This window comes from Anaerostipes caccae L1-92 (assembly GCF_014467075.1).
GTDB lineage: Bacteria > Bacillota > Clostridia > Lachnospirales > Lachnospiraceae > Anaerostipes > Anaerostipes caccae.
Window position 1 is genome coordinate 828,177 of sequence record NZ_AP023027.1, and the last position, 23,498, is coordinate 851,674.

23 protein-coding genes are annotated in these 23,498 nt (G+C 48.1%); 16 read left to right on the forward strand and 7 right to left on the reverse strand.

The genetic code is table 11. The features are described 5' to 3' along the window. Positions 1-16: 16 nt before the first annotated feature. A complete protein-coding gene (locus ANCC_RS04120; protein ID WP_006566592.1) occupies positions 17-460 on the reverse strand; it encodes a MarR family winged helix-turn-helix transcriptional regulator in 444 nt (147 codons plus the stop codon). Positions 461-598: 138 nt separating this feature from the next. Here ANCC_RS04120 and ANCC_RS04125 point away from each other — a divergent pair, with 138 nt between their 5' ends. Beyond that, positions 599-1,966, forward strand: a complete 1,368-nt coding sequence (locus ANCC_RS04125; protein ID WP_006566591.1) for a citrate/2-methylcitrate synthase — start codon at positions 599-601, stop codon at positions 1,964-1,966. Positions 1,967-1,974: 8 nt separating this feature from the next. On the opposite strand, the gene ANCC_RS04130 is transcribed toward ANCC_RS04125, so the two are convergent. Then, positions 1,975-3,390 carry an MATE family efflux transporter gene (locus ANCC_RS04130; protein WP_006566590.1) on the reverse strand — a complete coding sequence of 472 codons (1,416 nt, stop codon included), beginning with the start codon at positions 3,388-3,390 and terminating at the stop codon, positions 1,975-1,977. Positions 3,391-3,408: 18 nt separating this feature from the next. After that, positions 3,409-3,837 carry a MarR family transcriptional regulator gene (locus ANCC_RS04135; RefSeq protein WP_009289106.1) on the reverse strand — a complete coding sequence of 143 codons (429 nt, stop codon included), beginning with the start codon at positions 3,835-3,837 and terminating at the stop codon, positions 3,409-3,411. Between the two features lie 166 nt (positions 3,838-4,003). Between ANCC_RS04135 and ANCC_RS04140 the strand changes: the two genes are divergently transcribed. The 3 genes from ANCC_RS04140 to ANCC_RS04150 all read left to right on the forward strand — a co-directional run bounded on the left by ANCC_RS04140 (position 4,004) and on the right by ANCC_RS04150 (position 7,204). Beyond that, a complete protein-coding gene (locus ANCC_RS04140; protein WP_006566587.1) occupies positions 4,004-5,140 on the forward strand; it encodes a glycerate kinase family protein in 1,137 nt (378 codons plus the stop codon). Between the two features lie 11 nt (positions 5,141-5,151). Continuing rightward, complete coding sequence (locus tag ANCC_RS04145; protein WP_006566586.1) at positions 5,152-5,811, forward strand: alpha/beta fold hydrolase; 660 nt, start codon at positions 5,152-5,154, stop codon at positions 5,809-5,811. A gap of 106 nt (positions 5,812-5,917) precedes the next feature. After that, on the forward strand, positions 5,918-7,204 hold the full coding sequence (locus ANCC_RS04150; RefSeq protein ID WP_039946501.1) for a homoserine dehydrogenase: 1,287 nt from the start codon (positions 5,918-5,920) through the stop codon (positions 7,202-7,204). Here ANCC_RS04150 and ANCC_RS04155 read toward each other — a convergent pair. Further along, positions 7,201-8,106, reverse strand: coding sequence for a DMT family transporter (locus tag ANCC_RS04155; RefSeq protein ID WP_006566584.1), 906 nt, complete (start codon positions 8,104-8,106; stop codon positions 7,201-7,203). The two genes, ANCC_RS04150 and ANCC_RS04155, sit on opposite strands and share 4 nt — an antisense overlap. A 228-nt stretch (positions 8,107-8,334) precedes the next feature. Between ANCC_RS04155 and kdpA the strand changes: the two genes are divergently transcribed. The 7 genes from kdpA (at position 8,335) to ANCC_RS04190 (ending at position 18,103) form a co-directional block, all read left to right on the forward strand. After that, positions 8,335-10,065 carry a potassium-transporting ATPase subunit KdpA gene (gene kdpA / locus ANCC_RS04160; protein WP_039946499.1) on the forward strand — a complete coding sequence of 577 codons (1,731 nt, stop codon included), beginning with the start codon at positions 8,335-8,337 and terminating at the stop codon, positions 10,063-10,065. 24 nt (positions 10,066-10,089) lie between these two features. Further along, complete coding sequence (kdpB, locus tag ANCC_RS04165) at positions 10,090-12,156, forward strand: potassium-transporting ATPase subunit KdpB (RefSeq protein ID WP_006566581.1); 2,067 nt, start codon at positions 10,090-10,092, stop codon at positions 12,154-12,156. 19 nt (positions 12,157-12,175) lie between these two features. Further along, on the forward strand, positions 12,176-12,826 hold the full coding sequence (locus ANCC_RS04170; RefSeq protein ID WP_009289101.1) for a potassium-transporting ATPase subunit C: 651 nt from the start codon (positions 12,176-12,178) through the stop codon (positions 12,824-12,826). Between the two features lie 88 nt (positions 12,827-12,914). After that, entirely contained in the window at positions 12,915-15,623 is a 2,709-nt protein-coding gene (locus tag ANCC_RS04175) for a sensor histidine kinase (RefSeq protein ID WP_006566579.1), read from the forward strand. Further along, complete coding sequence (locus ANCC_RS04180) at positions 15,616-16,314, forward strand: response regulator (protein WP_006566578.1); 699 nt, start codon at positions 15,616-15,618, stop codon at positions 16,312-16,314. Before ANCC_RS04175 ends, ANCC_RS04180 begins: the two co-directional genes overlap by 8 nt. Positions 16,315-16,323: 9 nt before the next feature. Then, positions 16,324-17,421, forward strand: coding sequence for a sensor histidine kinase (locus ANCC_RS04185; protein ID WP_006566577.1), 1,098 nt, complete (start codon positions 16,324-16,326; stop codon positions 17,419-17,421). Beyond that, a complete protein-coding gene (locus tag ANCC_RS04190; protein ID WP_006566576.1) occupies positions 17,405-18,103 on the forward strand; it encodes a response regulator transcription factor in 699 nt (232 codons plus the stop codon). Before ANCC_RS04185 ends, ANCC_RS04190 begins: the two co-directional genes overlap by 17 nt. Here ANCC_RS04190 and ANCC_RS04195 read toward each other — a convergent pair whose 3' ends face one another. Genes ANCC_RS04195 through ANCC_RS04205 form a run of 3 tightly spaced genes read right to left on the reverse strand, consistent with a single transcriptional unit; the run spans position 18,104 to position 20,015 of the window. Further along, a complete protein-coding gene (locus ANCC_RS04195) occupies positions 18,104-18,856 on the reverse strand; it encodes an EFR1 family ferrodoxin (RefSeq protein WP_006566575.1) in 753 nt (250 codons plus the stop codon). After that, the gene (locus ANCC_RS04200) at positions 18,853-19,230 is read right to left on the reverse strand and encodes an ArsR/SmtB family transcription factor (protein WP_006566574.1); all 378 of its coding nucleotides are present in this window, start codon (positions 19,228-19,230) and stop codon (positions 18,853-18,855) included. Before ANCC_RS04200 ends, ANCC_RS04195 begins: the two co-directional genes overlap by 4 nt. 11 nt (positions 19,231-19,241) lie before the next feature. After that, the gene (locus ANCC_RS04205; RefSeq protein ID WP_006566573.1) at positions 19,242-20,015 is read right to left on the reverse strand and encodes a nitroreductase family protein; all 774 of its coding nucleotides are present in this window, start codon (positions 20,013-20,015) and stop codon (positions 19,242-19,244) included. Between the two features lie 199 nt (positions 20,016-20,214). Between ANCC_RS04205 and ANCC_RS04210 the strand changes: the two genes are divergently transcribed. The 5 genes from ANCC_RS04210 (at position 20,215) to ANCC_RS04230 (ending at position 23,402) form a co-directional block, all read left to right on the forward strand. After that, complete coding sequence (locus tag ANCC_RS04210; protein WP_006566572.1) at positions 20,215-20,610, forward strand: hypothetical protein; 396 nt, start codon at positions 20,215-20,217, stop codon at positions 20,608-20,610. Positions 20,611-21,076: 466 nt separating this feature from the next. Then, positions 21,077-21,913 carry an aldo/keto reductase gene (locus ANCC_RS04215; RefSeq protein ID WP_009289095.1) on the forward strand — a complete coding sequence of 279 codons (837 nt, stop codon included), beginning with the start codon at positions 21,077-21,079 and terminating at the stop codon, positions 21,911-21,913. 138 nt (positions 21,914-22,051) lie between these two features. Further along, the gene (locus ANCC_RS04220; RefSeq protein ID WP_006566569.1) at positions 22,052-22,612 is read left to right on the forward strand and encodes a DUF3793 family protein; all 561 of its coding nucleotides are present in this window, start codon (positions 22,052-22,054) and stop codon (positions 22,610-22,612) included. 12 nt (positions 22,613-22,624) lie between these two features. Next, complete coding sequence (locus ANCC_RS04225; protein ID WP_006566568.1) at positions 22,625-23,062, forward strand: flavodoxin; 438 nt, start codon at positions 22,625-22,627, stop codon at positions 23,060-23,062. A 61-nt stretch (positions 23,063-23,123) separates the two neighbouring features. Next, on the forward strand, positions 23,124-23,402 hold the full coding sequence (locus tag ANCC_RS04230) for a DUF2325 domain-containing protein (protein WP_006566567.1): 279 nt from the start codon (positions 23,124-23,126) through the stop codon (positions 23,400-23,402). The last annotated feature ends 96 nt before the right edge of the window (positions 23,403-23,498 follow it).

Here is a 23,498-nt window from a genome sequence, read left to right on the forward strand (position 1 = left end):
CCGGAACCGTGCAGCACTATGGTTCCAGCTTTTTTAAGATGTTTAAGGTAGTCCGGGCCGCCTGTTTTAAATCGTTTAAATCCTCTTCCGGCAGCCGGTCAAAGGACTGTTTGAGATGATTGATAAAAGCCTGTTTTGCTTTCTGTATCATACATGTGCCCTTTTCGGATAGCCGAATGTAGACATATTTCCGATTTTCCTCATCCATGTACCGCTCCACAAGACCTTCCTTTGCCAGGGGAGCCACTGCCCGGGTCGTCTGTTCTTTTGACGAACCGATATATTTGGACAGCCTGGACATCGTAAGGCAAGGTTTGACTTCCAGCGCAAACAGGATGGACAGCTGGCTTTTCGTCAGATTCAGATCTTTCATATCCAGAGAACTGAAAATCAGTTTCCGGCACAGAGGGAATATTTCAAACAGAGATACGGCGATCCCCGTTGATTCTGCCTGATTCATGTTTTATGCTCTCCTTAATTTTCTTTGATACTTATCTACAGTATAATCAGTTCATTGATAAGTGTCAATGGTTGACAAAAATCAAATATTGAGGTATGATGAAAAGAAATACCAGGAAATGTAAAGGAGGTACCCAGAATGAAATACAAGAAGACGAGCAGCATTATCAGAGAGTATACAGATTCCTATTCTAAGCTGTGTACGGAGAGCTGTACGGTTCCGAAGGAGTTGTATTCCCAGTTCGGCGTAAAGAGGGGACTGAGAGATGAAAATGGTACGGGTGTCTTGGCAGGACTCACAAATATTTCATCAATCCAGGCGTATGAAGAGATTGACGGGAAAAAGGTACCGTGCGACGGGCGGCTCCTGTACCGAGGCTATGATATTATTGACCTCACAAGAAATTTTGTACAAAACCGCAGGTTTGGCTTTGAGGAGACTGCGTATCTTCTGCTGTTCGGGGAACTTCCAAACGAAACGAAACTGGCAGAATTTAAAGACGTCCTTTCACTCTGCAGGACACTTCCAAGGAACTTTACCCGAGACGTTATTATGAAAGCGGCCAACGCAGACATCATGAACTCTCTGACAAAGAGTGTGCTGAATCTGGCGTCCTATGACCCGAAGGCAGCCGATATCTCCATGCCGAATGTTCTCCGGCAGAGCCTGATGCTGATCAGTGTATTTCCGATGCTGGCAGTCTACGGCTACCATGCATATAATCATTATGTAAAGCAGGAGAGTTTTTATATCCACCGTCCGGACGAAAAACTTTCTGCGGCTGAGAATATTTTGCGGATGCTCCGTCCGGACATGAAGTATACAGAACTGGAAGCCAAGGTACTTGACATCGCACTTGTGCTGCATATGGAGCACGGAGGAGGAAATAACTCCGCATTTACGACCCATGTGGTCACATCCGCCGGGTCTGATACATATTCAGTCATCGCAGCAGCCTTATCTTCTTTGAAAGGGCCCAAACACGGCGGCGCCAATATTAAAGTCGTCCAGATGATGCAGGATCTCAGGAAAAGTGTAAAGGACGTCAAAGACGAAGATGAGGTGAAGGCATATTTGCTGAAGCTGCTGAACAGAGAGGCCTTTGATAAAAAGGGCCTGATCTACGGCATGGGACATGCGGTGTATTCAATCTCCGATCCAAGAGCGCTGATTTTTAAGAGCTTTGTGGAGAAACTTGCGAAAGAAAAGGGCCGGGATGATGATTTCGCACTTTATTCATCAGTGGAAAAACTGGCAACCCAGGCCATTGCGGAGGAGCGGAAGATCTACAAAGGCGTCAGCGCCAACGTAGACTTTTACAGCGGATTTGTTTACAGCATGCTGGATATTCCGCTGGAATTGTTCACACCGATCTTTGCCATGGCGAGGATCGTCGGCTGGAGCGCCCACAGGCTGGAGGAGCTTACCAACGTGGATAAGATCATACGTCCTGCCTATAAGAGTGTGGCAGAAGAAAAGAAGTATATTCCCATGGAAGAACGCTGATCTTAATCTCAGCGGAGAACGGCTGCTGCCGTCTCAGAAGAATCCTGTGAAGTTTCCAGCTTCTGCATCTGAATAAATTCATGACGGCCAAGGAAAAAGGCGGTGACGGCGGCAATCCCGTCCGCGATGGGGCCCGCATACATGACTCCGTCGATTCCCAAAAATATAGGGAGCAGCAGGATCAGAGGGAGCAAAAACAGTATCTGCCTGGTGAGGGATAAGAAAATCCCTTTCCAGGCTTTTCCTATGGAACTGAAAAAGTTGGACACAATAGGCTGGAGTCCGTTTATAAAAACCATAAAAAGATAAATGCGGAAATAGCGCTCGGCAAAGTGAAAATAGGCCGCGCTTCCCTCCCCGAAAATACTGACGATCTGTCTCGGAATCAGCTGAAAACAGATAAATGCGGCGGAGAAGATAGCGGTAACGGTTATGATCTCTTTTTTCAGGGTGTCACGGACCCTTCCATACAGCTGTGCGCCGTAGTTGAAGCCTAGGATAGGCTGACATCCCTGGGCGATGCCGATGGCAAATGCCATGACAAAAGCGTTGACCTTGATGATCACACCCGCACACGCAAGGGGGATATCACTTCCGTAGGAGGACAGGGCACCGTAGTATGCCAGGGTGTTGTTTAAAGCGATCTGCACGGCCATCATGGCAATCTGGTTGAAGAAGCTGGCGATGCCGATGGACACAATGGCCTTTAGATTGTCCGCCTTGATCTTCAGGCAGTCTTTTGTGAGCTTCATGGTACGGAACCTTGTGAGATAGACAGCGGCCATGACACAGGAGACGATCTGGCCGATGACGGTAGCAGCGGCTCCGCCGGCGATGCCCCAATGGAATCCAAAGATAAACAGAGGGTCCAGGCAGGTGTTGATGACGGCTCCGGTCACCATGACGACCATGGAATATCTGGGGCTGCCGTCAGACCGGATCAGATTGCAGAATCCGTTGGTGGCGATCAGAAAAGGAAATCCCAGTGCGGTGATCCTCGTGTAGGTCAGGGCATAGGGAAATACCTGTTTCGTGGAACCGAAGGCGATCAGGATCGGTTTCAGGAACAGCAGGGAAAAAATACTTAAGGCAAGGCCCGAGAGGATCAGGAGAGAGATCGAGGTGCCTGCAAAGCTTTTTGCTTTTTCGTTTTCTCCTCTTCCCATATTTAAGTTAAAATTGGAGGCACCGCCGATTCCGATGAGCAGTGAAAGGGCGATGCATATATTGACGAAGGGAAACGCCACGTTGGTTGCCGCATTGCCGAGCATGCCGACTCCCTGGCCGATGAAGATCTGGTCTACAATATTGTAGAGGGAGCTCACCAGCATGGCGATCACGCTCGGTACGGAATATTTGGCAATGAGCCGGCCGGTGCTCTCAAAGGCCAGCGGATTGTCCCTGACTGACTGCTGCTGTTCCATAATTCATATCTCTCTTTCTTATCTATGATATACAAAATCTAACATATGGTTTCCGGCCCGTGTGAGGAATTCCAGAAACAGATGTTTTTCTTCGTCGGTGAAATCTTCAAGAATCTTTGAGTTCCAGCGCTTCAGGGCGTCTTTGATGACCGGGCATACGTCTTTTGCTCTTTGGGTCGGATAGATGTTGTAGCAGCGTCTGTTGTCTCTGTTCTGTACCCGGACAATATAATTTTCCTTTTCCAGGTGGGCAAGAGCTCTCGTCACGTTGCTGGCATTGACGTTGAACGCGGTCAGCAGGTCTTCCTGGGCAATGCCCGGATCTTCGCAGATTTTTAAGATATAAATGTGCTGGCTGCTGTTAAACCCCAGATTTTTGAATTCTTTATCCAGCTGCATTTTGGTAAAGCGGGATATGGTTGATATCCATTTTAAAAAGCCTTTCACTGATCTACTCCTTTATAACAGTTGCGTGCGCAATAAATGATAACTTTATGATACCGCTGGAAAAAAAGATTGTCAAGGCGTATGATAATCGTAAGGATGATGTATCAGGCAAAGAATTTCGGGAAAAATCAATGTAAGATGAAGAAAGAGAAAGAAGGATGTTTAAATGGAAAAGTTTATTTGTATCCCGGATTCTTTTCAGGGGACGGCAACTTCCCTCGAAGTGTGCCGGATCATGAGCAGAAAAATTTCAGAGATATATCCGGACAGTGAGGTGATTGCCATCCCTGCGGCAGACGGAGGGGAGGGCAGTGTGGATGTGTTTTTGAAGGTTTTTGGCGGAGAGAAGGTCCGGATTGAGGTAAAAGATCCATATTTTCATGACATCAGCGCTTCCTATGGTTTGGTGGACAACGGCAGAGTGGCTGTGATCGAGATGGCTTCCTGCGCGGGAATTCCTATGGCGGGAAAGACGAAGAATCCGGAGATCACCACGACATACGGAGTGGGACAGCTGATTCTCTCTGCCGCCCAGAGGGGAGCCGAGATCATCATCGTCGGACTGGGGGACTCGTGTACGAACGACGGGGGATGCGGCATGGCTTCCGCACTGGGCGTTCAGTTTTTTGACAGAGAACAGCAGACGTTTATCCCAAACGGAGGGACGCTGATGGATATCCGCTATATTGACAAATCAGGGCTCGCAAAAGAGCTATCAGGGGTGGAAATCATCACGATGTGTGATATGAACAGCCCTCTCTATGGACTTCGGGGAGCGGCCCATGTCTGTGCGCCCCAAAAGGGAGCAGACTCGGAACAGGTGGCACATTTGGACCAGGGACTGATCCACCTGTGTACAAGGATCAGAGAAGATATCAACCTGGATGTGTCGGAAATTCCGGGGGCAGGAGCGGCAGGAGGCATGGGAGCAGGCATGGCCGCATTTCTGGGATCGAAACTTAATATGGGAATTGAGGTTGTTCTTGACATGGTGCATTTCAACGATATCGCCCGGGGCGCAAAGCTCATCCTGACCGGAGAAGGCAGGCTTGACGGGGAAAGCCTCTGCGGAAAAGTTGTGGACGGAGTAGCCGGGAGAGCCAGGGCCCTGGGGATACCGTCGGCGGCTGTGGTCGGAGGCGTCGGAGAAGGAATTGACGGAATCTATGAAAAAGGGCTTTCGGCCGTCTTTCCCATCAATCAAAAACCTCAGGATTTTTCAGAGAGCCGTTTCTATACGGAAGAAAACATCGCGTTTGCGGTGGAAAATATCCTTCGTCTTGTCAGGGCTTTAGAAAAATAGGGAGGAGAGTTATGTTTGTCCAGTTAAACAGCATCAAGATGTATTATAAACGATATGGCAGCGGAAGGCCGCTGATTCTGCTGCACGGCAATGGGGAAGACCACACGATTTTCAGGGAGGTCATAAAACCGCTGTCCAAAAATTTTACGCTTTATCTGCCGGATGCCAGAGGACATGGGAGAAGCTCGGGCACAGAGGAGTTTCACTATGTGGACATGGCATCCGATATGCTTCAGTTTATCAAAAAGCTCAGGATTGAAAGTCCGGCTTTTTACGGCTTCAGTGACGGAGGGATCGTGGGGCTTCTGCTGGCATCCAGAAGGCCGGGACTCTTGTCTCATCTGATTATAAGCGGAGCCAATATCAATCCCGGAGGCCTGAAAGCAGAGCTCAGGATTCCGCTGAAGATTTCTTATTTTTGGTCCCGGGACCCGAAGGTGAAGCTGATGCTTACAGAACCCCATATTTCCAGAAGTCAGCTGAGGGCCATAAGGGCAAAAACTCTCGTCCTTGCCGGAGGCAGGGATCTGGTCAAAGAGAGCCAGACGAGAGAGATCGCCAGGCTGATTCCAAGAGCCAGATTAAGGATCTTAAAGGGGGAGAGCCATGAGAGCTATGTGGTTCATAATAAAACGCTGGCAGAGATTATCGAACACGAACTTCTGCGTTAGTAATTTGTCACCGCAAAGGTCTTGCAAAGAAGAATCGGCGGGCATATACTAAAGGAACTAAATTTGATCTTCTGATATGAAAAATCCAAAGGAAAGAGGTATAAATATGAAAGATTTAAAGACGCTGAAAATCGGCCTTTTGAGGTCCGGGACTGTGGGAACCGGAGTTTACAAGCTGGTGGAGAGTCAGAAGGAAGAGATGCCCCATAAAATCGGAGCGAATCTATCAGTGGCAAAGATCCTTGTGAGAGATAAGACAAAAAAGAGGGACGGAATCGACCAGAGCCTGCTCACAGACCGTTTTGAAGATATCATAGAGAATGAGGACATCCAGATCGTCGTGGAAGTGATGGGAGGAATCGAGCCTGCCAGAACCTACATAAATGCTGCTCTGAGAGCAGGAAAGCACGTAGTTACCGCCAACAAGGATCTGATCGCGGAGCATGGAAAGGAACTTTTGGACGAGGCTTCCGCCAATGGATGTGACCTGCTGTTTGAGGCGGCGGTGGCCGGTGGGATTCCGATCCTCCGCCCGTTAAAGCAGTGCCTGGCGGGGAACCATCTGTCCGAAGTCATGGGGATCGTAAACGGCACCACAAACTTTATCCTCTCCAAGATGACACAGGAGGGAATGGAATTTTCGGATGCTCTTATGCTTGCCACGGAACTTGGTTATGCGGAGGCAGATCCCACAGCGGATATCGAAGGGTACGATGCGGGGCGGAAAGTTGCCATCATGGCCTCCATCGCATTTAATTCCAGAGTCACTTTTTCAGATGTTTATACGGAAGGGATTACAAAGATTACGTCCAGAGATATCGCCTACGCTAAAGAGATGGGCTGTACCATCAAGCTTTTGGGCGTGGCGAAAAACACGCCGGAAGGCATCGAAGTGCGTGTCCACCCGATGCTGATTCCAAGCGGCCATCCGCTGGCAAAGGTGGATGACTCCTTCAATGCGGTGTTTGTCCACGGAGACGCCGTAGATGATGCCATGTTCTATGGAAGAGGTGCGGGAGAACTGCCGACAGCCAGCGCCATCATGGGCGACGTGATCGACGTGGCGAGAAATATCCAGTTTGACTGCTGCGGAAGGATCAGCTGCACTTGTTATAAGGATCTGCCGATCAAGAAGATCAATGAAATCGAGAGCAGATATTTTCTGAGGCTTAAAGTCGAGGACAGGGCAGGAGTGCTTGCAAAGATCGCGGATACACTGGGCAGATATAATGTCAGCATCTCCCAGGTGATCCAGAAAGACAGCAGGGAAGGAACAGCTGAGCTGGTTGTCATTACCGCAAAAGTAAAAGAGCAGAACTTCTCTGACGCGCTGGCGACCATCGCCGAGATGCAGACGACAAAGAAAGTTTCCAGCGTCATCCGGGTATATTAAGTATCCGCGGATGTCTGTCCGGCTTCTCTGGATTCAGCCCTGGAGTAAAGAAGCACGCCTCCTATCGTGATGAGTCCGCCAAGGATCTGAAGGACAGCGGGAAGTTCCTGAAATAAAAAGACTGCAAATACAGATGCCACCACAGGTTCGCACAGCTTGGAGGCCGATACAAAGGCCGGTGAGAAAAATTTCAGGCACCAGCTGAAGATGCTGTGGCCTAATAAAGTGGAAAAAATACTTAACAAAAGCCCGACGACTGCCGGGCTTTTTCCATGCCCGAAAAGTGAATTTCCCTGGACCAGCAAAGCAAATACCAGAGATATGGAGCAGAATCCGTATACGATATATGTATAGCTCACTGTGGACATCTCCGTCCGGGCGATCCGTCCGATCAGCGTATATACCGCCACAAAGACAGCGGCGGCCAGGGCCAGCATGTCTCCGTACAGGCTGCCGTGGGAACCGGCAGAGTCGGAAAATGCGATCAGGATGCTTCCGGCCAGAGTGATGACAATGCTTATGAGTGCAGTTCGGGACAGATGCCCCTTCATAAAAATGGTGAAGCCAAGGGCGACCCAGATGACTTCCGTACAAACGATGGCCGTGGAGCTTGCGACGGTGGTGTGGGAGAGGGATTCAAACCAGAAGGTAAAATGCAGGGCCAGAAAAATACCGCTGACCGCACAGAGACAGACGGTTTTCCGGTCGGTCTGTCTGAGCTCGGCAAGATATCTTTTCTTTCCAAGAACAACCGGCGTCATCAGGAGCACCGTCCACAAAAGGCGGTATGCCGCAGTCACCGAAGAAGGGGCCGCAGAATATTTGACAAAAATTGCCGAAAGGGATATCCCTATGATTCCGATGACGATCATAGCCATTGGATGTTTTTCTAATAATTTCATAACAACTCTCTTTTCTATCGTAATTATAAATCTTAGTATACCATATCTTTACACAATTTTAATGCCCTTCCCCTCTACCTTAACACTAATTTTATTTACTCTGTGATAAGCTGTTAAATCATAAAGGAGGATATGAAGAATGAATACAGTTATTTGTCTGATTGGTGTCACAGCGCTGGCACTGCTTGTCTATTTAGTCATCGTCTTGCTGAAAGGAGAGAATATGTAATGGGAACGATATTGCAGTATGTACTTTATCTCGTCATCCTGGCGGCACTTGCCATTCCGCTTGGAAAATACATCGGTAAGATCATGGATGGAGAAAAAGTGTTTTTATCAAGGCTTCTTCGTCCTGTGGAGCATGGCATCTATAAGATCATGCACGTAAAGGAAGAGGAAGAGATGGGATGGAAACGGTACGCGGGAAGCGTATTCATGTTCAGCATCACGGCACTGATCGTGCTGATGCTGATCCACATGTTCCAGGGAGTCCTTCCGTGGAATCCTCAGGGGCAAAAAGGAATTTCATGGGATCTGGCATTCAACAATGCAGTCAGTTTTGTGACGAACACCAACTGGCAGGCGTACAGCGGTGAATCCGCGCTGAGTTATTTCACTCAGGCCATGGGGCTTACGGTGCAGAATTTTTTGTCCGCAGCGGTTGGAATCGCAGTTCTATTTGCGCTGATTCGGGGATTTATTAAAGTAAAATCCAAGGGTCTCGGGAACTTCTGGGTGGATCTCACGAGGATTACACTTTACCTTTTGATTCCTCTGTGCATTGTATCTTCCCTGGTCCTCGTATCTCAGGGTGTTGTGCAGAACTTCAGCGCTTATGAGACCGTGGATCTGGTAGAACCGATCACAATGGAAGACGGCACCGAGGTGACACAGCAGATCGTGCCCCAGGGTCCGGCAGCCAGCCAGATTGCCATCAAACAGGCGGGAACAAACGGAGGAGGATTCTTCGGAGTCAATTCAGCACATCCGCTTGAAAATCCCACGGCACTGTCCAACATGGTGGAAATGATTTCTCTTCTTCTGATTCCGGCAGCACTGTGTTTTACATTCGGAAGACAGGTAAAAAATAAAAAACAAGGCTTTGCCATATTTATGGCTATGTTCCTTATGCTTGCGGTATCTCTCGGAGTTGTCGGATATAACGAACAGAAAGGAACCCCTCAGCTGGCAAATGAGCAGACGGTTGATCTGAGTACAGACAATCAGCCGGGCGGAAATATGGAGGGCAAAGAGTCGAGATTCGGAATTGCCGCATCGGCCACATGGGCTGCATTTACGACAGCGGCATCCAACGGCTCCGTAAACTCCATGCACGACAGCTATACACCGATCGGAGGTATGGTGCCGATGCTTCTGATGCAGCTCGGTGAGGTAGTGTTCGGAGGTACCGGATGCGGACTCTATGGAATGCTGGGATTTGCGATCCTCACGGTATTTATCGCAGGGCTCATGGTCGGGCGGACGCCGGAATTTCTCGGAAAGAAGATCGAGCCTTATGAAATGAAAATGGCAGTGTTAGTCTGCCTTGCCACACCGGTTGCAATTCTTGTAGGAAGCGGTATCGCGGCGCTGCTGCCTCAGGTGGCGGACAGTCTCAATAACCCTGGAGCCCATGGCTTTTCTGAGATCCTGTATGCCTACTCATCTGCCGGAGGAAACAACGGTTCCGCATTTGCCGGCTTCGGAGCAGATACGGTATTTTTAAATGTAAGCCTGGGACTGGTCATGCTGTTTGTAAGATTTCTTCCAATATTTGCAGTCCTTGCGATTGCAGGAAGCCTCGCTCAAAAGAAAAAGGTCGCACAGACGGCGGGAACGCTTTCAACGACAAACGCCATGTTTGTATTTTTGCTCATTCTGGTTGTATTGATCGTCGGAGCACTAAGTTTCTTCCCGGCACTCTCATTAGGACCGATTGCAGAATTTTTTCAGATGTAGAATTTAGGATAGGTGGTTAAGAATATGGAAAAAAAGAAAAGTGCTCTGACGGATAAAAAGATGCTGTTAAGAGCCGTGAAAGATTCATTTGTGAAACTTGCCCCAAAGACGCAGGTAAAGAATCCGGTCATGATGCTCGTCTATGTATCTGCGGTCATGACGACCATTCTCTTCCTGATCTCGCTTATGGGTATTCAGGATGCCCCTTCCGGCTTTACCCTGGCCATCGCAGTCATTCTGTGGTTTACCGTAATTTTTGCAAACTTTGCGGAGGCCATTGCGGAAGGAAGAGGAAAGGCACAGGCAGACGCCCTGCGCGCATCCAAAAAGGATGTACCGGCAAATAAGATTCCTTCTCTGGATAAGAAAGATCAGGTGACGGTGGTGCCGTCCAATCAGTTAAACAAAGGTGATATTGTGATTATAAAGGCAGGGGAACAGATTCCTGCCGACGGAGATGTCATCGACGGCGCTGCATCTGTAGATGAGAGCGCTATTACCGGCGAGTCTGCCCCGGTCATCCGGGAGAGCGGCGGTGACCGGAGTGCGGTAACCGGAGGGACCACAGTTATTTCCGACTGGCTCGCTGTAAAAGTAACAAGTGAGCCGGGCAAGAGTTTTATGGATAAGATGATTGCCATGGTGGAGGGTGCTTCCAGAAAGAAGACCCCGAATGAGATCGCGCTTCAGATCTTCCTGGTTGCGCTGTCCATCATTTTTATCTTAGTGACCGTATCCCTGTACTCCTATTCCGTATTTTCAGCAAAGCAGGCAGGGGTCGATAATCCTACATCTGTCACCTCACTTGTGGCACTGCTTGTCTGCCTGGCACCGACAACCATCGGAGCACTGCTCTCATCCATCGGAATTGCGGGAATGAGCCGGTTAAATCAGGCTAATGTACTTGCCATGAGCGGCCGGGCGATCGAAGCAGCCGGTGATGTAGATACACTGATGCTTGACAAGACCGGAACGATCACTCTCGGAAACCGTCAGGCCAGTGAGTTTATCCCGGTGGACCGAAACAGCATAGAAGAGCTTGCGGACGCGGCACAGCTGGCATCCCTGCCGGATGAGACACCGGAAGGACGGAGCATTGTAGTTCTTGCAAAGGAACAGTTTGGACTTAGGGGAAGAAATTTAAATGAGTTACATATGGAGTTTGTTCCATTCTCTGCCAGGACAAGAATGAGCGGCGTAAATTACGACGGCACTCAGATAAGAAAAGGTGCGGCCGATGCAGTCAGGGAGTATGTGACGGCAGGTGGAGGAATCTTCAGCCCCCAGTGTCAGGAAGTAGTGGACGGCATTGCAAGAAAAGGAGGGACACCTCTTGTAGTGGCAAAGAATCAAAAGGTTCTCGGTGTTATTTACTTAAAGGATATCATTAAGAAGGGCGTAAAAGAAAAATTCGCCGATCTGAGGAAAATGGGAATCAAGACAGTGATGATCACAGGAGACAATCCGCTGACTGCGGCAGCCATTGCGGCAGAAGCGGGAGTCGATGACTTTCTCGCTGAGGCCACTCCGGAGGGAAAACTCGATATGATCAGGGATCTGCAGAAAAAGGGTCATCTTGTTGCTATGACCGGCGACGGAACCAACGATGCGCCCGCTTTGGCACAGGCCGATGTAGCCGTGGCCATGAACACCGGTACTCAGGCGGCAAAAGAAGCCGGGAACATGGTGGATCTGGATTCCTCACCGACGAAGCTGATTGACATTGTCAGGATCGGAAAACAGCTGCTTATGACAAGAGGAAGTCTTACAACTTTCAGCATCGCCAATGATATAGCAAAATATTTTGCCATCATCCCGGCTATGTTTGTGGGATTGTATCCCGGACTCCAGACGCTGAACCTTATGCGGCTGGACAGCCCGATGAGTGCGATTCTTTCGGCTATCATATACAATGCGCTGATCATCATTGCACTGATCCCTCTGGCACTGAAAGGCGTTAAATACAGGGAAGTATCTGCGGGGGCGCTGCTTTCAAGAAACCTTTTGGTTTATGGACTCGGAGGGATCATCACACCGTTTATCTGTATCAAGGCCATCGATGTGATACTCGTCACGCTGGGCCTGGTTTAAAGAAAGGATGTTTTCAGTTATGAGTAAAATATTAAAAGAAGATCTGCCCAAAGCGGCACTGATTTTGCTGATCTTTTCCATTATATGCGGGCTGCTTTATACACTGGCTGTCACCGGAATCTCCCAGCTGCTCTTTCCGGATAAGGCCAACGGCAGCATTGTAGAAGTGAACGGAAAGAAATATGGATCTGAGCTTTTGGCACAGCAGTTCAATGATGAAAAGCATATGTGGGGAAGGATCATGAACGTGGATACAAAGACATTTACCGACAAGGACGGCAGTCCGGTCATGTATGCGTCACCGTCAAATCTGACTCCGGCAGGGGAGACGAAACAGAAAGACAAGGGAGAACTTAAAGAGGATGAAAAACAGATGAAAGAGCTTGTCGCCGACCGTGTGGCCATGATCAGGAAGGCAAATCCGGAACAGACAGACAAGAAGGTGCCGGTGGACCTGGTGACCTGTTCGGGAAGCGGCCTGGACCCTGGAATTTCCGTGGCAGCGGCCGAGTATCAGATTCCGCGTCTCGTGAAAACTACCGGTAAATCTGAGGCGGAATTAAGGAAGATCGTGGATAAGTACACAGTCCATAAATTTCTTGGAATCTTTGGAGAGGAGTATGTCAATGTACTGAAAGTAAACCTTGCCCTGGAAGGAATTTTAAAATAACAGGAAATCTGTCTTTATTGGATAGAAGAAAGCCTTACCGTGGAGTATAATCCATGGTAAGGTTCTATGTGTTCAGGGAGGAAAAGAAATGGAAGAAGAGATGCGCCGGAATCCGGACCGGATTTTAAAACAGATTCACAGAGAAGAGACGGAACAGGCACGGGCGAGTGGAAAGCTGAAAATATTTTTCGGGTATGCCGCGGGGGTGGGTAAGACTTATTCAATGCTGAAAGCGGCACATGATGCACTGGAACAGGGGAGGGATACGGTCATTGGGTATATCGAGCCTCATACCAGGCCGGAGACGATGGCTTTAGTGAAAGGACTCGAGACCGTACCAGTGAAAGAAATTAAATACAATGGGATGAATTTAAGGGAACTTGACCTGGACGGGGTTATAAAAAGGCATCCTCAGCTTGTGCTTGTGGATGAGCTGGCTCATACCAACGGCATGGGATGCCGGCATAAAAAGAGATACCAGGATGTGGAAGAAATCTTAAAAGCGGGGATCGATGTGTATACAACAGTCAATGTCCAGCACATCGAGAGTTTAAATGATATTGTGGCATCCATCACCGGGGTGATTGTGAGAGAGCGGATTCCTGACAGCGTGTTTGATAACGCGGATTCTGTGGAATTGGCCGATATCGAACCCGAAGATTTATTAAAACGCCTGAAGGCGGGAAAAATCTACCGGGAAGCCCAGGCGGGAAAGGCCATGCAGAACTTTTTTATTGAGAGCAATCTGGTTGCGCTCAGAGAGATAGCACTTCGAAGGACTGCAGACCGTGTGAATCATATCTCCGAGCAGCAGAAGGAGCAGGAGGGAAAAGAGGGCTATTATACGGATGAACATATTTTAATCTGCCTGTCCCCGTCTCCTTCCAACCAGAAAGTGATCCGCACTGCTTCGAGGATGAGCAGGGCGTTCCATGGGAAATTTACGGCAGTTTTTGTAAAAACAGAGGCGGCTGACAAAATATCTTTGGATGACGAACAGAGGCTGGTGGAAAATGTCCGGCTTGCAGAACAGCTGGGGGCAAAGATCACGACGATTTTTGGGGAAGATATTCCCGAGCAGATTGCAGGCTATGCAAAGGCTGCAGGAGTGTCCAAGATCGTTATCGGACGGTCGGTAAACAGGAGCGTCTTTGCGGCCAGACATAACTTTGCCGACAGGCTTTCGGCTCTGGCACCGAATCTGGACATTTATATCATTCCGGACCAGCAGGCTGCTCCTGACTCAGGGAGGAGAACATTCTGGAATAAAGAAAAAATCCGGGTCAGATCCGAAGACGTCATCAGGACAGCATCTATTTTCGTGTTTGTGACAGCGCTGGGACTATGGTTTCAGAGCATCGGATTCAGCGAATCCAATATTATTACGATCTATATTCTGGGGACACTGATCACCGCGCTGGTGACGGAATACAGGTTTTACAGTCTTTTGTTTTCCGTGTGCAGCGTTTTGTGTTTTAACTTTCTGTTCATTCAGCCGCTGTTTACACTCAATGTCTATGGCAGCGGGTATCCGGTAACGTTTGCGATCATGCTTTTGTCAGCACTGATCAGCGGAAATCTGATGACCAGAGTAAAACAGCAGGCCAGGGCAGCATCCATCCAGGCGTACCGGACGGGAATTCTGCTGGAGACAAACCGCAGGCTCCAGAATGCCGCAGACAGGGAGGAGATCATAGAGCTTTCCTCAAAGCAGATGACAAGGCTTCTGGACCGTGCTATTATTTTCTATGATGCAGAGGATGACAGACTGTTGGAACCCAGAACCTATGGGAATAAAACGCAGACAGATTTCAGCCGCTATTTAACTCATGAGGAACGGGCTGTTGCGGAATGGGTGCGAAAGAATAATAAACATGCGGGGGCTACCACCGACACTCTTCCGGGAGCGAAAGGTCTTTACCTGGCAGTGAGAAGTGCTGACCATGTCCACGGCGTCATCGGGATCTGCCTGGAGAAGACCAAACTGGAGACTTTTGAAAAAGAGCTGATGATTTCTATGCTGGATGAGATCGGTCTGGCTCTGGAAAAGGATAAGATCGCGGCCAGCCAGAAAGAGGCGGAACTAAAGGCCCAGAGAGAAGAGTTTCGGGCAAACCTGCTTCGCTCTATCTCTCATGACCTGAGGACTCCCCTCACAAGCATTTCAGGAAATGCCGGTGTTTTAAGACAGAGTTCGGATCAGATCAGTGAGGAAAAGAAACAGGAACTGTACACGGATATCTATGACGATGCCATGTGGCTGATCAACCTGGTGGAAAATCTGCTTTCTGTCACCAGGATTGAGAATGGGACAATGAAGATTGAAAAGGAGCCGGAGATCGTGGAGGAAGTGATCCTGGAGGCTGTGAAACACATTGACAGGAGAAAAAATGAGCATCATATCCATATCCGCATAGATGACGATATGATGATGGCGGATATGGATGCCAAGCTGATGATTCAGGTGATCATCAATCTGGTGGACAACGCCATCAAGTATACAGGAAAAGGTTCCCATATCGATATCTCTGCGGAGAAGAAAAACGGAAAGGTACTCATAGAGGTAGCCGACGACGGGGAAGGGATTTCTGATGAGGCAAAGACCAGGCTGTTTGATATGTTTTATACGGGAAGCAAAACCGTGGCGGACAGCCGCCGGAGCATGGGCATGGGGCTTGCTCTTTGTAAATCCATCGTTCAGGCACACGGAGGCACGATCACTGTCAGGGACCGGAAACCCAGGGGAACTGTATTTTCATTTGAACTGCAGGCTGAGGAGGTAATTGTACATGGATAGACCATTGATTCTCGTTGTGGAGGATGACAAAGCAGTGAAAAATCTGATTACTACTACACTGGATATTGAGGGATACCGTTACCATACGGCGGGCCGGGCACAGGAGGCCATGGTGGAGGCTGTGTCCCAGAAGCCTGATATTATGCTTCTGGATCTGGGACTTCCGGATATGGACGGCATGGAGATCATCAGCAAGGTAAGGAGCTGGTCCAAAATGCCGATTATTGTGGTTAGTGCCAGAAGTGATGACGAAGATAAGATTGAGGCATTGAATGCAGGAGCCGATGATTATCTGACAAAACCTTTTAATGTAGAGGAACTGCTGGCAAGACTCAGGGTCAGTTTGAGAAGACTTCATGACTTTTCGGATGCTGCACAGGAAGAAGCTGTTTTCACAAACGGAGGGCTTGAGATCGATTACAGCTCGGGCTGTGTGTCACTGGACGGAAAAGAACTTCATTTGACACCGATTGAATATAAGCTGCTCTGTCTGCTTTCCAGAAACGTGGGAAAGGTTCTGACACACAATTTCATCTTAAATGATGTGTGGAAGAGCGCACTGGACAGTGACGTGACATCTCTTCGGGTCTATATGGCAAATCTGCGCAAGAAGATTGAAACAGATTCCTCTCATCCAAAATATATCCAGACTCATGTGGGAATCGGGTACCGGATGATGAAGATAGAATAGGGTGACCGCATGAAAACAGGGAAAAACAAAGAATCAGCAGGCAGCCGCATCTTGATCACGGCGGGATTCCTTTTGCTGGCTTCTGCCGTGGGTATATGTTTCAGGGAGCTGCACTTTCAGGAGTCTAATATTGTTATCGTCTACATGCTGTCTGTACTCCTGACATCCAGGTTTACGGAAGGATATGTTTTTGGCCTTACAGCTTCCGTCATCGCAACATTTCTTTTCAACTGGCTGTTTACAAAGCCTTACTACTCTTTCGCCGTATACAATCCGGGGTATCTGATCACATTTGTTATCATGACGATAACGGCGATTTGTACCAGCGCCCTTACGACCAGGGTGAAGGAAGATGCGGTGAGGGCACAGGAGAAAGAGGCTGAGATTGAGCAGGAGCGGTACCGGGGTAATCTTCTGCGGGCCATTTCCCACGATCTGAGGACGCCTCTGTCAGGCATCATGGGAACGTCCGAAATGCTTATTGGCATGACCAGTGAGGATGATCCACGGCATGAGATGGCCGTCGGTATCCACAAAGACGCGGACTGGCTGCATTCTCTGGTGGAAAATATATTAAGCCTTACGAGGCTGCAGGACGGAAGACTAAAGATCAAGAAAGAACCGGAGGCTCTGGAGGAAGTCATCGGCGGCGCCATCGCACTGATCTTAAAGAGAGCTCCGGAGCAGAAAATTCAGGTGGAGATGCCGGAAGAAGTTCTCATGATCCCAATGGATGCCAGGCTTATGGAGCAGGTATTTGTGAATCTTTTGGATAACGCGGTCAAACATTCTGAACCGTCAGACCAGATTACGATAACTGTGGAGGCGCCGGAGCGGGAATCCGGCATCCGTATCGAGGTGGCAGACCGGGGAGAAGGGATTTCGGACGCAGATCTTCCGAACATTTTCGAGACGTTCTATACTTCCAGTACAAGAGATGCAGATTCAAAACAGGGGATCGGGCTCGGCCTGGCGATTTGCGATACCATAATAAAAGCACACGGAGGGAGCATCAGGGCGGAGAACCGCGCCGACGGGAAGGGCGCCGTCTTTACTCTTAAGATTCCCGTAAACAAGGAGGAAGGAAGCAATGGAGCATTATCATGAACGGATTCTGATCGTGGAAGATGATCCCCAGATAAGAAATTTCATAGGCTATGCTTTGAGGCAGGAGGGATTTGGATGTATCACGGCTAATTCCGGGGAAAGTGCACTGAGTGCCCTGGTCTCAGAGCCGGTGGACATGATGCTTCTGGACCTGGGCCTTCCCAGAATGGACGGCATGGATGTGCTTAAAAATGTCAGGGAGTGGTCAGAGATGCCGGTCATCATCGTATCGGCGAGGGACCAGGACAAAGAAAAGGCTGCGGCACTGGATGCAGGGGCTGACGATTATCTGACCAAACCGTTTTCAGCCACGGAACTGCTGGCAAGAATCCGGGTGGCATTCCGCCATTATTATAAAGGAACCGCGGCAAAGGAACAGACCTCCTTTGAAGTTGGAGGCCTGAAACTGGATCTTCACAAGCGGGCTGTTTTTCTGGAAGGAAAAGTTCTGCATTTAACGCCTATGGAATATCAGCTTCTCGCCCTGCTGTTTAAAAATATGGGCCGGGTTCTGACGACAAGCTATATCATCAAAGAAATATGGGGAGAAGGCTACGGCAGGGATACCCAGGCACTGAGAGCCCTGATGGCAGCACTCAGGAGAAAAATAGAGAAGACGCCGGCCAATCCGAGATATATTCTGACAGAGATTGGGGTAGGCTACCGTCTGGTGGATGAGTGATCAGAGCTGCTTTGGACAGAGGTACCGGACCAGCCCTTTGCTGTGGCTGCCGTATTCAATCGCCTCTGCGGGACAGCGGCAGATACACGCCATACAGTGTGTGCATCTGTCTTTCCATACAGGTTTTCCTTCTTTTATATCGATATTCTTTAACGGACAAACCCTTTCACACATGCCGCAGGATGTACACCTGTCTGTGGCATAAAACTTTTTTGCGTGTATGACGGCAGGATAATAGATGTCATTCACGATACTGCTGCTTAGTCTGTCTTTTAATGTGACCGCGGGCTGTGCATACGCTTCTCTGTTTTTTATCAGACGGGCCGCTTCGTCCAGTACAGGTTCGGCTTTCGCAATGATCTCCAATGCTTCATTTTGCTCCGGCGCTTCAAAAAGCGCAATATAGTTCTCCGGCATGACCACGGGGATACATCCTTTAAAAGAGAGGCCTTTCTTTGAACACAGTTTCCTGACATATTTGCCCGCGTTTCCTATGCTTCCGCCGCATGTCATGACAAAGTAAATATCTTTGGCGCCCTTTAATGCTGTTTTTGACAGCCATTCCTGTAAAATCCGGGGGATTCTCCATCCATAGGTGGGAGTGACAATGACCCATGGAGTCTCTGAATTTATTCTGCTGCAATCATTTCTTCTTATTTTATGAAAGAGATTTACAGCCTCATCCTGTAATTCTGCTGCAATTCTTTTTGCCGCATATTCGCTGTTGCCTGTTCCTGAAAAATATAAGATCATAATATTTTCTCCTGCCTTTCACCGGCTATATTATGGCTGCTGCATTCGATACTCTCATAAATAAGATTGATCAGTCCGGCTATGGTTTTCCACCGGGTTTCATCCAGACTGATATAGTAATAATTTTTTGTTCCTTCTTTTCTCATGGCCACAATGTCTGCCTCCTTTAATATTTTCAGATGGTGGGAGACAGACGGCCTGGTTAAATGGGTCTTCCGGGCAATTTCTCCGACACGGATGCCGGATAAGTCACTCTCTAACAGCACCATCAGGATCAGTTGTCTCGTCTCATCTCCGATGGCAGTAAATGCATCTTTGCATTCGCTGAAACCCTGTACAATCTGACTTAATCTTTTTTCACAATCTTTATCCATATCCTGGTCCTTTACATATATTTCACATCTAATGCTTCACGCCGGGCAGAGCGGAGAAATTTTACATCCGGATATCCCAATACCAAAGTCATTGCAGCATGTTTTCCTTTTGGAATTTTCAATGCTTTCCTGATCTTCCCTGAAATGTTTGCGGCAGTCGTAAAGAAGCCGCTGTACAGCACACCAAGTCCATTGGCTTCTGCAATAAATTCCATGTTCTGGGCGGCAAGCAGGCCGTTTGTTTTATCTTTTGCCAATATTACGATGACAATGGGTGCCTGGAAGAAGAAAAAATGATCATGTATCTTGTTATTTCTGGCCATGGGACTGAACAAATCTGCCAAAGGCTTGACTTTTCTGAACAGGCGGACAGCCATCTGCTCCAGTTCCTGCTTTTTTTTATTTAGAACAACGAAGGATACGTCCTGCATATTTTTAGCCGTATGGGTAAGCCTCCCTGCTTCCAGAATCTGAGCGATCACAGCATCCGGTATTTTTTTATCTTTAAACCGTCTGACTGTCCTCCTGAACCGAATGACATCCAGGACTTCATCGGGGTTTAGACGCACGGATTTCGTCTGCGGATATTGTTTCGTATGGAAGCCGGTAACTGTGACAGCTTCTTTCGGGCATACCGAGGAACAGTGTCCGCACATCAGACAGTCCTGCAGTAAGATACCGGCTTTCTTGTTTTTCATTATAATATTGTGTTCGGGGCACGTCTTTGCGCATAACCCGCAGCCGATGCATTTTTCGGCATTTATTTTGACTTTATGTTGTGGCATAGGTTTCTTTCCTTTCGTTAAAGATTATGAACCATTATAGCAAATAAGATACGGATTTCAACATCGGTAAAGAAAGACGTTACCATTGTTTTTGCTGAATTCTCACAGAATTCTCACAGTCTTCTGCTGTTCCTCACATCGGCTTCACAGATTTTTCTTTATAATAAAATCAGAAAGAAAGGAAAGGAGTTTGATAGTTATGTTCAATCATAAAATAGAAAGAGACGGACTGAGTATATTATGTAAAGATGTAAGATATCTCATGGAAAATAAAGAGTACGATATCTGTCAGGAAAGAATTACGGAGGCTATGAAGGTGTATCCGCATGCGCCCCAGCCCCATAATCTGATGGGAATCCTTCTGGAGAAAAACGGGGAGCACGGAAATGCCATGAAACATTTCAGAGCCGCCTGGGCCCTGGACCCGACCTATATACCCGCAAGAAGGAATATGGAACGGTTCTGCAATCTTTATCCAAAAGGCGCATGTGCTTTTGACGAATCAGACTGCCGAAAGGAAGATAAACGGACCAGATATGAGGCGGTCTATGACGAATACGGAGTAGGCCACATGGTTAGGAAAGAATTGGCATGATTCATGGCCTGCCGGTGATTTTCAAGCATGAGTTATTCACTACTATTTCCGTCACGCTTTGAAATGCGTTCCTCCAATAGTGCTAAACAACTATCGTTGGACGGTTCCATTTGTTTAATGGATATTTATCCAGTAGATATTACATCCATTTTGACCAGTTTGGAGGCCTTGCATTCGAAGAGATGTTAGTTTTTCTTCTTTCAGAAAAGGCTCGGAGGTGGTGTGCAAAGCACAGTGAGGCCGCCCCCGCGCCAGCGAGTTCCGAGCGGGCCACCGCAGAGACTTTACTGAAAGTTAGAAAATCTTACATCTCTGAGACAGCAAGCCGGAAAACTGGTCAAAATGTCATATATTCTGCTCCGTTATCACTCACTGCGCAAAACAGCGGCTGTCCGAACCCGGGAAAATCTGATATAATAATGATAACAGTCGATGCAGTGTGAAGAGGAAAGGTGGTTATGCTTTTATGGAAACAGTGACACTTTCAAACGGAAAGCAGATGCCGGCGGTCGGGTTCGGAACATGGAAGGCGCCCAGTGACGAGATCACGGTGAATGCAGTAAAGACAGCCGTTGAGTGCGGATATACTCATATTGACGCGGCAGCAGCCTACCACAATGAGATATGGGTGGGCAAAGGAATCAGGGAGAGCGGAATCAAGAGAGAAGACTTATTTTTGACAAGCAAACTTTGGAACGATGATCACGGATATGAGTCCACACTGAGGGCATTTGAGAATACGATTACGGATCTTGGCGTGGATTACCTGGACCTGTATCTGATCCACTGGCCGGTGCCTGTAAAGTTCCATGACGATTATATCGAAAAGAACCGGGAGACATGGAAAGCCTTTGAGGAACTCTACAAGGCAGGAAAGGTGAAAGCTATCGGTGTCAGCAACTTTAAGCCCCATCACATCGATGAGATCCTCGAAGTATGCGAGATCCCCCCAATGGTCAATCAGATAGAGTTTCACCCAAGCTGTCTGCAGAAAGAGACCAGGGCATACTGCGAAGAAAAAAATATTATCGTAGAAGCCTACAGCCCTCTGGCGAACGGAAAAGTCTTTCAATGTGAGGAGATCAGAGAAATAGCAGAGCGCTGCGGTGTGAGTGCTGCACAGCTCTGTGTGAAGTATGCACTGCAGCATAATACGGTGCCGCTCGTAAAAAGCGTGACCAGGGAAAGGATTAAGGATAATTTAAAGCTTGACTTTACGATCAGTCCTGAAGATATGAAGATTCTGGATGAGGTTTCCACATGTGAAGGTTCTTACAGAGACAGCGACCACATTGATTTTTAAAATGATATGAGTTTTTGGCAAGGGAATAATTGAGAATGACTCTCAGTTATTCCCTTGTTTTTTTTGAAAAGGATGATATGATGTTGATAGTTAGTTAAAACTAACCATCGCGCGGTGTAAAAATGAAGCAGGTGTGACATGGGAGAGAAAACCTTATCAGATTTAATCGTAGAGCAATGTGCCCCGACTTTGGCGGGGATGAAATGCGGCAGCTTGTTTAACTACCGTTATCAGGGAACTACGGCTGCAAGACAGGAAATCCGCAGCTGGAATCAACGGCTGAATCCATGCGGGCTGTATCTGGAAGAACTGAAATGGAGAGAAGAGTCGGTGTTGGTTTATGTATACCGTAGAAAAGACCTGGATCAGAGACTCCGGGAGGAAGGAATTGCTGAGCTGCTCTCTGATTTCGGCTATTCCGGAACAGAGGCCGGAGACTGTCTGAGTCATCTGAAAAGCAGGCTTTTGGCAGATGATTTTCCCCATGAGATCGGTGTGTTTTTGGATTATCCGCTGGGGGACGTTCTTGGATTTATTGAGAACAGAGGGATGAACTGCAGGCTCTGCGGAATGTGGAAGGTTTACTGCGATCAATGTGAAGCACTGAAACTATTTAAAAAATATAAAAAATGTAAAGAAGTCTACTGGAAATTGTATCAGCAGGGCAGGGGTATCTTGAAGATGACCGTTGCAGCTTAGAAAGGAGCTATCATGGCAAAAGTATACATCGCATTTTGGAGCGGCACAGGCAATACAGGAATCATGGCGGAGGCCATCGCAGAGGGGGTCACGGCGGCAGGAGGGACTCCGGAATTTGTAGATGTGGAATCAGTCTCTGCGGACACACTGAAAGATACTAAGGCATTTGCACTCGGCTGCCCGTCAATGGGAGCAGAACAGCTGGAAGAATCGGCAATGGAGCCTTTTGTCCAGGAAGTGGAAGCTTTTGCTTCAGGAAAGCAGATCGCACTTTTCGGCTCCTATGGATGGGGTGACGGAGAATGGATGAGGGACTGGACAGACCGCATGAAATCTGCAGGAGCGTCTGTTGTTGACGGAGAGGGACTGATTGCCCATGAAACTCCGGACGACGACGTAAAAGCAGACTGTGTAAGACTTGGAAAAACCCTGGCCCAGCTGGCCCAATAGAAGCGATAACAAGTGCCGGAGCCGGTTTCACCGGCTCCTTTTCAAACAGAGGAGGTTCCTTATGAGTGTTGTGATCATTGGAGGACACGACCGGATGGTCTGTCAATATAAAAGAATCTGCAAAGAGTATAACTGCAAAGCAAAAGTGTTTACTCAGATGAGTGCAAAACTGGGAAAACAGGTAGGAAGTCCTGACTTAGTTGTTCTGTTCACCAATACAGTTTCCCATAAGATGGTGAAATGTGCCCTCTGTGAGGCGAAAAGGAGCAAGGCCAAAATCGTCCGGTCACACAGCAGCAGTGAGGCGGCGCTGGAATCAATCTTAGAACAGTGTTCCTGAGAAAAGGATGCAGGGAGCTGAAGTGGCTTGCCCACTTTGTTCATGAATCCTTACAAGAAGTGTAAGTGTTATTCAGAAGCGTTATTTTGTATAATT

What these genes read in the sequence shown, in the direction of transcription:
- ANCC_RS04120 (WP_006566592.1), bottom strand. Translation starts at nt 460, where the DNA reads ATGAATCAGGCAGAATCAACGGGGATCGCCGTATCTCTGTTTGAAATA.
- ANCC_RS04125 (WP_006566591.1), top strand. Translation starts at nt 599, where the DNA reads ATGAAATACAAGAAGACGAGCAGCATTATCAGAGAGTATACAGATTCC.
- ANCC_RS04130 (WP_006566590.1), bottom strand. Translation starts at nt 3,390, where the DNA reads ATGGAACAGCAGCAGTCAGTCAGGGACAATCCGCTGGCCTTTGAGAGC.
- ANCC_RS04140 (WP_006566587.1), top strand. Translation starts at nt 4,004, where the DNA reads ATGGAAAAGTTTATTTGTATCCCGGATTCTTTTCAGGGGACGGCAACT.
- ANCC_RS04145 (WP_006566586.1), top strand. Translation starts at nt 5,152, where the DNA reads ATGTTTGTCCAGTTAAACAGCATCAAGATGTATTATAAACGATATGGC.
- ANCC_RS04150 (WP_039946501.1), top strand. Translation starts at nt 5,918, where the DNA reads ATGAAAGATTTAAAGACGCTGAAAATCGGCCTTTTGAGGTCCGGGACT.
- ANCC_RS04155 (WP_006566584.1), bottom strand. Translation starts at nt 8,106, where the DNA reads ATGAAATTATTAGAAAAACATCCAATGGCTATGATCGTCATCGGAATC.
- kdpA (WP_039946499.1), top strand. Translation starts at nt 8,335, where the DNA reads ATGGGAACGATATTGCAGTATGTACTTTATCTCGTCATCCTGGCGGCA.
- kdpB (WP_006566581.1), top strand. Translation starts at nt 10,090, where the DNA reads ATGGAAAAAAAGAAAAGTGCTCTGACGGATAAAAAGATGCTGTTAAGA.
- ANCC_RS04170 (WP_009289101.1), top strand. Translation starts at nt 12,176, where the DNA reads ATGAGTAAAATATTAAAAGAAGATCTGCCCAAAGCGGCACTGATTTTG.
- ANCC_RS04175 (WP_006566579.1), top strand. Translation starts at nt 12,915, where the DNA reads ATGGAAGAAGAGATGCGCCGGAATCCGGACCGGATTTTAAAACAGATT.
- ANCC_RS04180 (WP_006566578.1), top strand. Translation starts at nt 15,616, where the DNA reads ATGGATAGACCATTGATTCTCGTTGTGGAGGATGACAAAGCAGTGAAA.
- ANCC_RS04185 (WP_006566577.1), top strand. Translation starts at nt 16,324, where the DNA reads ATGAAAACAGGGAAAAACAAAGAATCAGCAGGCAGCCGCATCTTGATC.
- ANCC_RS04190 (WP_006566576.1), top strand. Translation starts at nt 17,405, where the DNA reads ATGGAGCATTATCATGAACGGATTCTGATCGTGGAAGATGATCCCCAG.
- ANCC_RS04195 (WP_006566575.1), bottom strand. Translation starts at nt 18,856, where the DNA reads ATGATCTTATATTTTTCAGGAACAGGCAACAGCGAATATGCGGCAAAA.
- ANCC_RS04200 (WP_006566574.1), bottom strand. Translation starts at nt 19,230, where the DNA reads ATGGATAAAGATTGTGAAAAAAGATTAAGTCAGATTGTACAGGGTTTC.
- ANCC_RS04205 (WP_006566573.1), bottom strand. Translation starts at nt 20,015, where the DNA reads ATGCCACAACATAAAGTCAAAATAAATGCCGAAAAATGCATCGGCTGC.
- ANCC_RS04210 (WP_006566572.1), top strand. Translation starts at nt 20,215, where the DNA reads ATGTTCAATCATAAAATAGAAAGAGACGGACTGAGTATATTATGTAAA.
- ANCC_RS04215 (WP_009289095.1), top strand. Translation starts at nt 21,077, where the DNA reads ATGGAAACAGTGACACTTTCAAACGGAAAGCAGATGCCGGCGGTCGGG.
- ANCC_RS04220 (WP_006566569.1), top strand. Translation starts at nt 22,052, where the DNA reads ATGGGAGAGAAAACCTTATCAGATTTAATCGTAGAGCAATGTGCCCCG.
- ANCC_RS04225 (WP_006566568.1), top strand. Translation starts at nt 22,625, where the DNA reads ATGGCAAAAGTATACATCGCATTTTGGAGCGGCACAGGCAATACAGGA.
- ANCC_RS04230 (WP_006566567.1), top strand. Translation starts at nt 23,124, where the DNA reads ATGAGTGTTGTGATCATTGGAGGACACGACCGGATGGTCTGTCAATAT.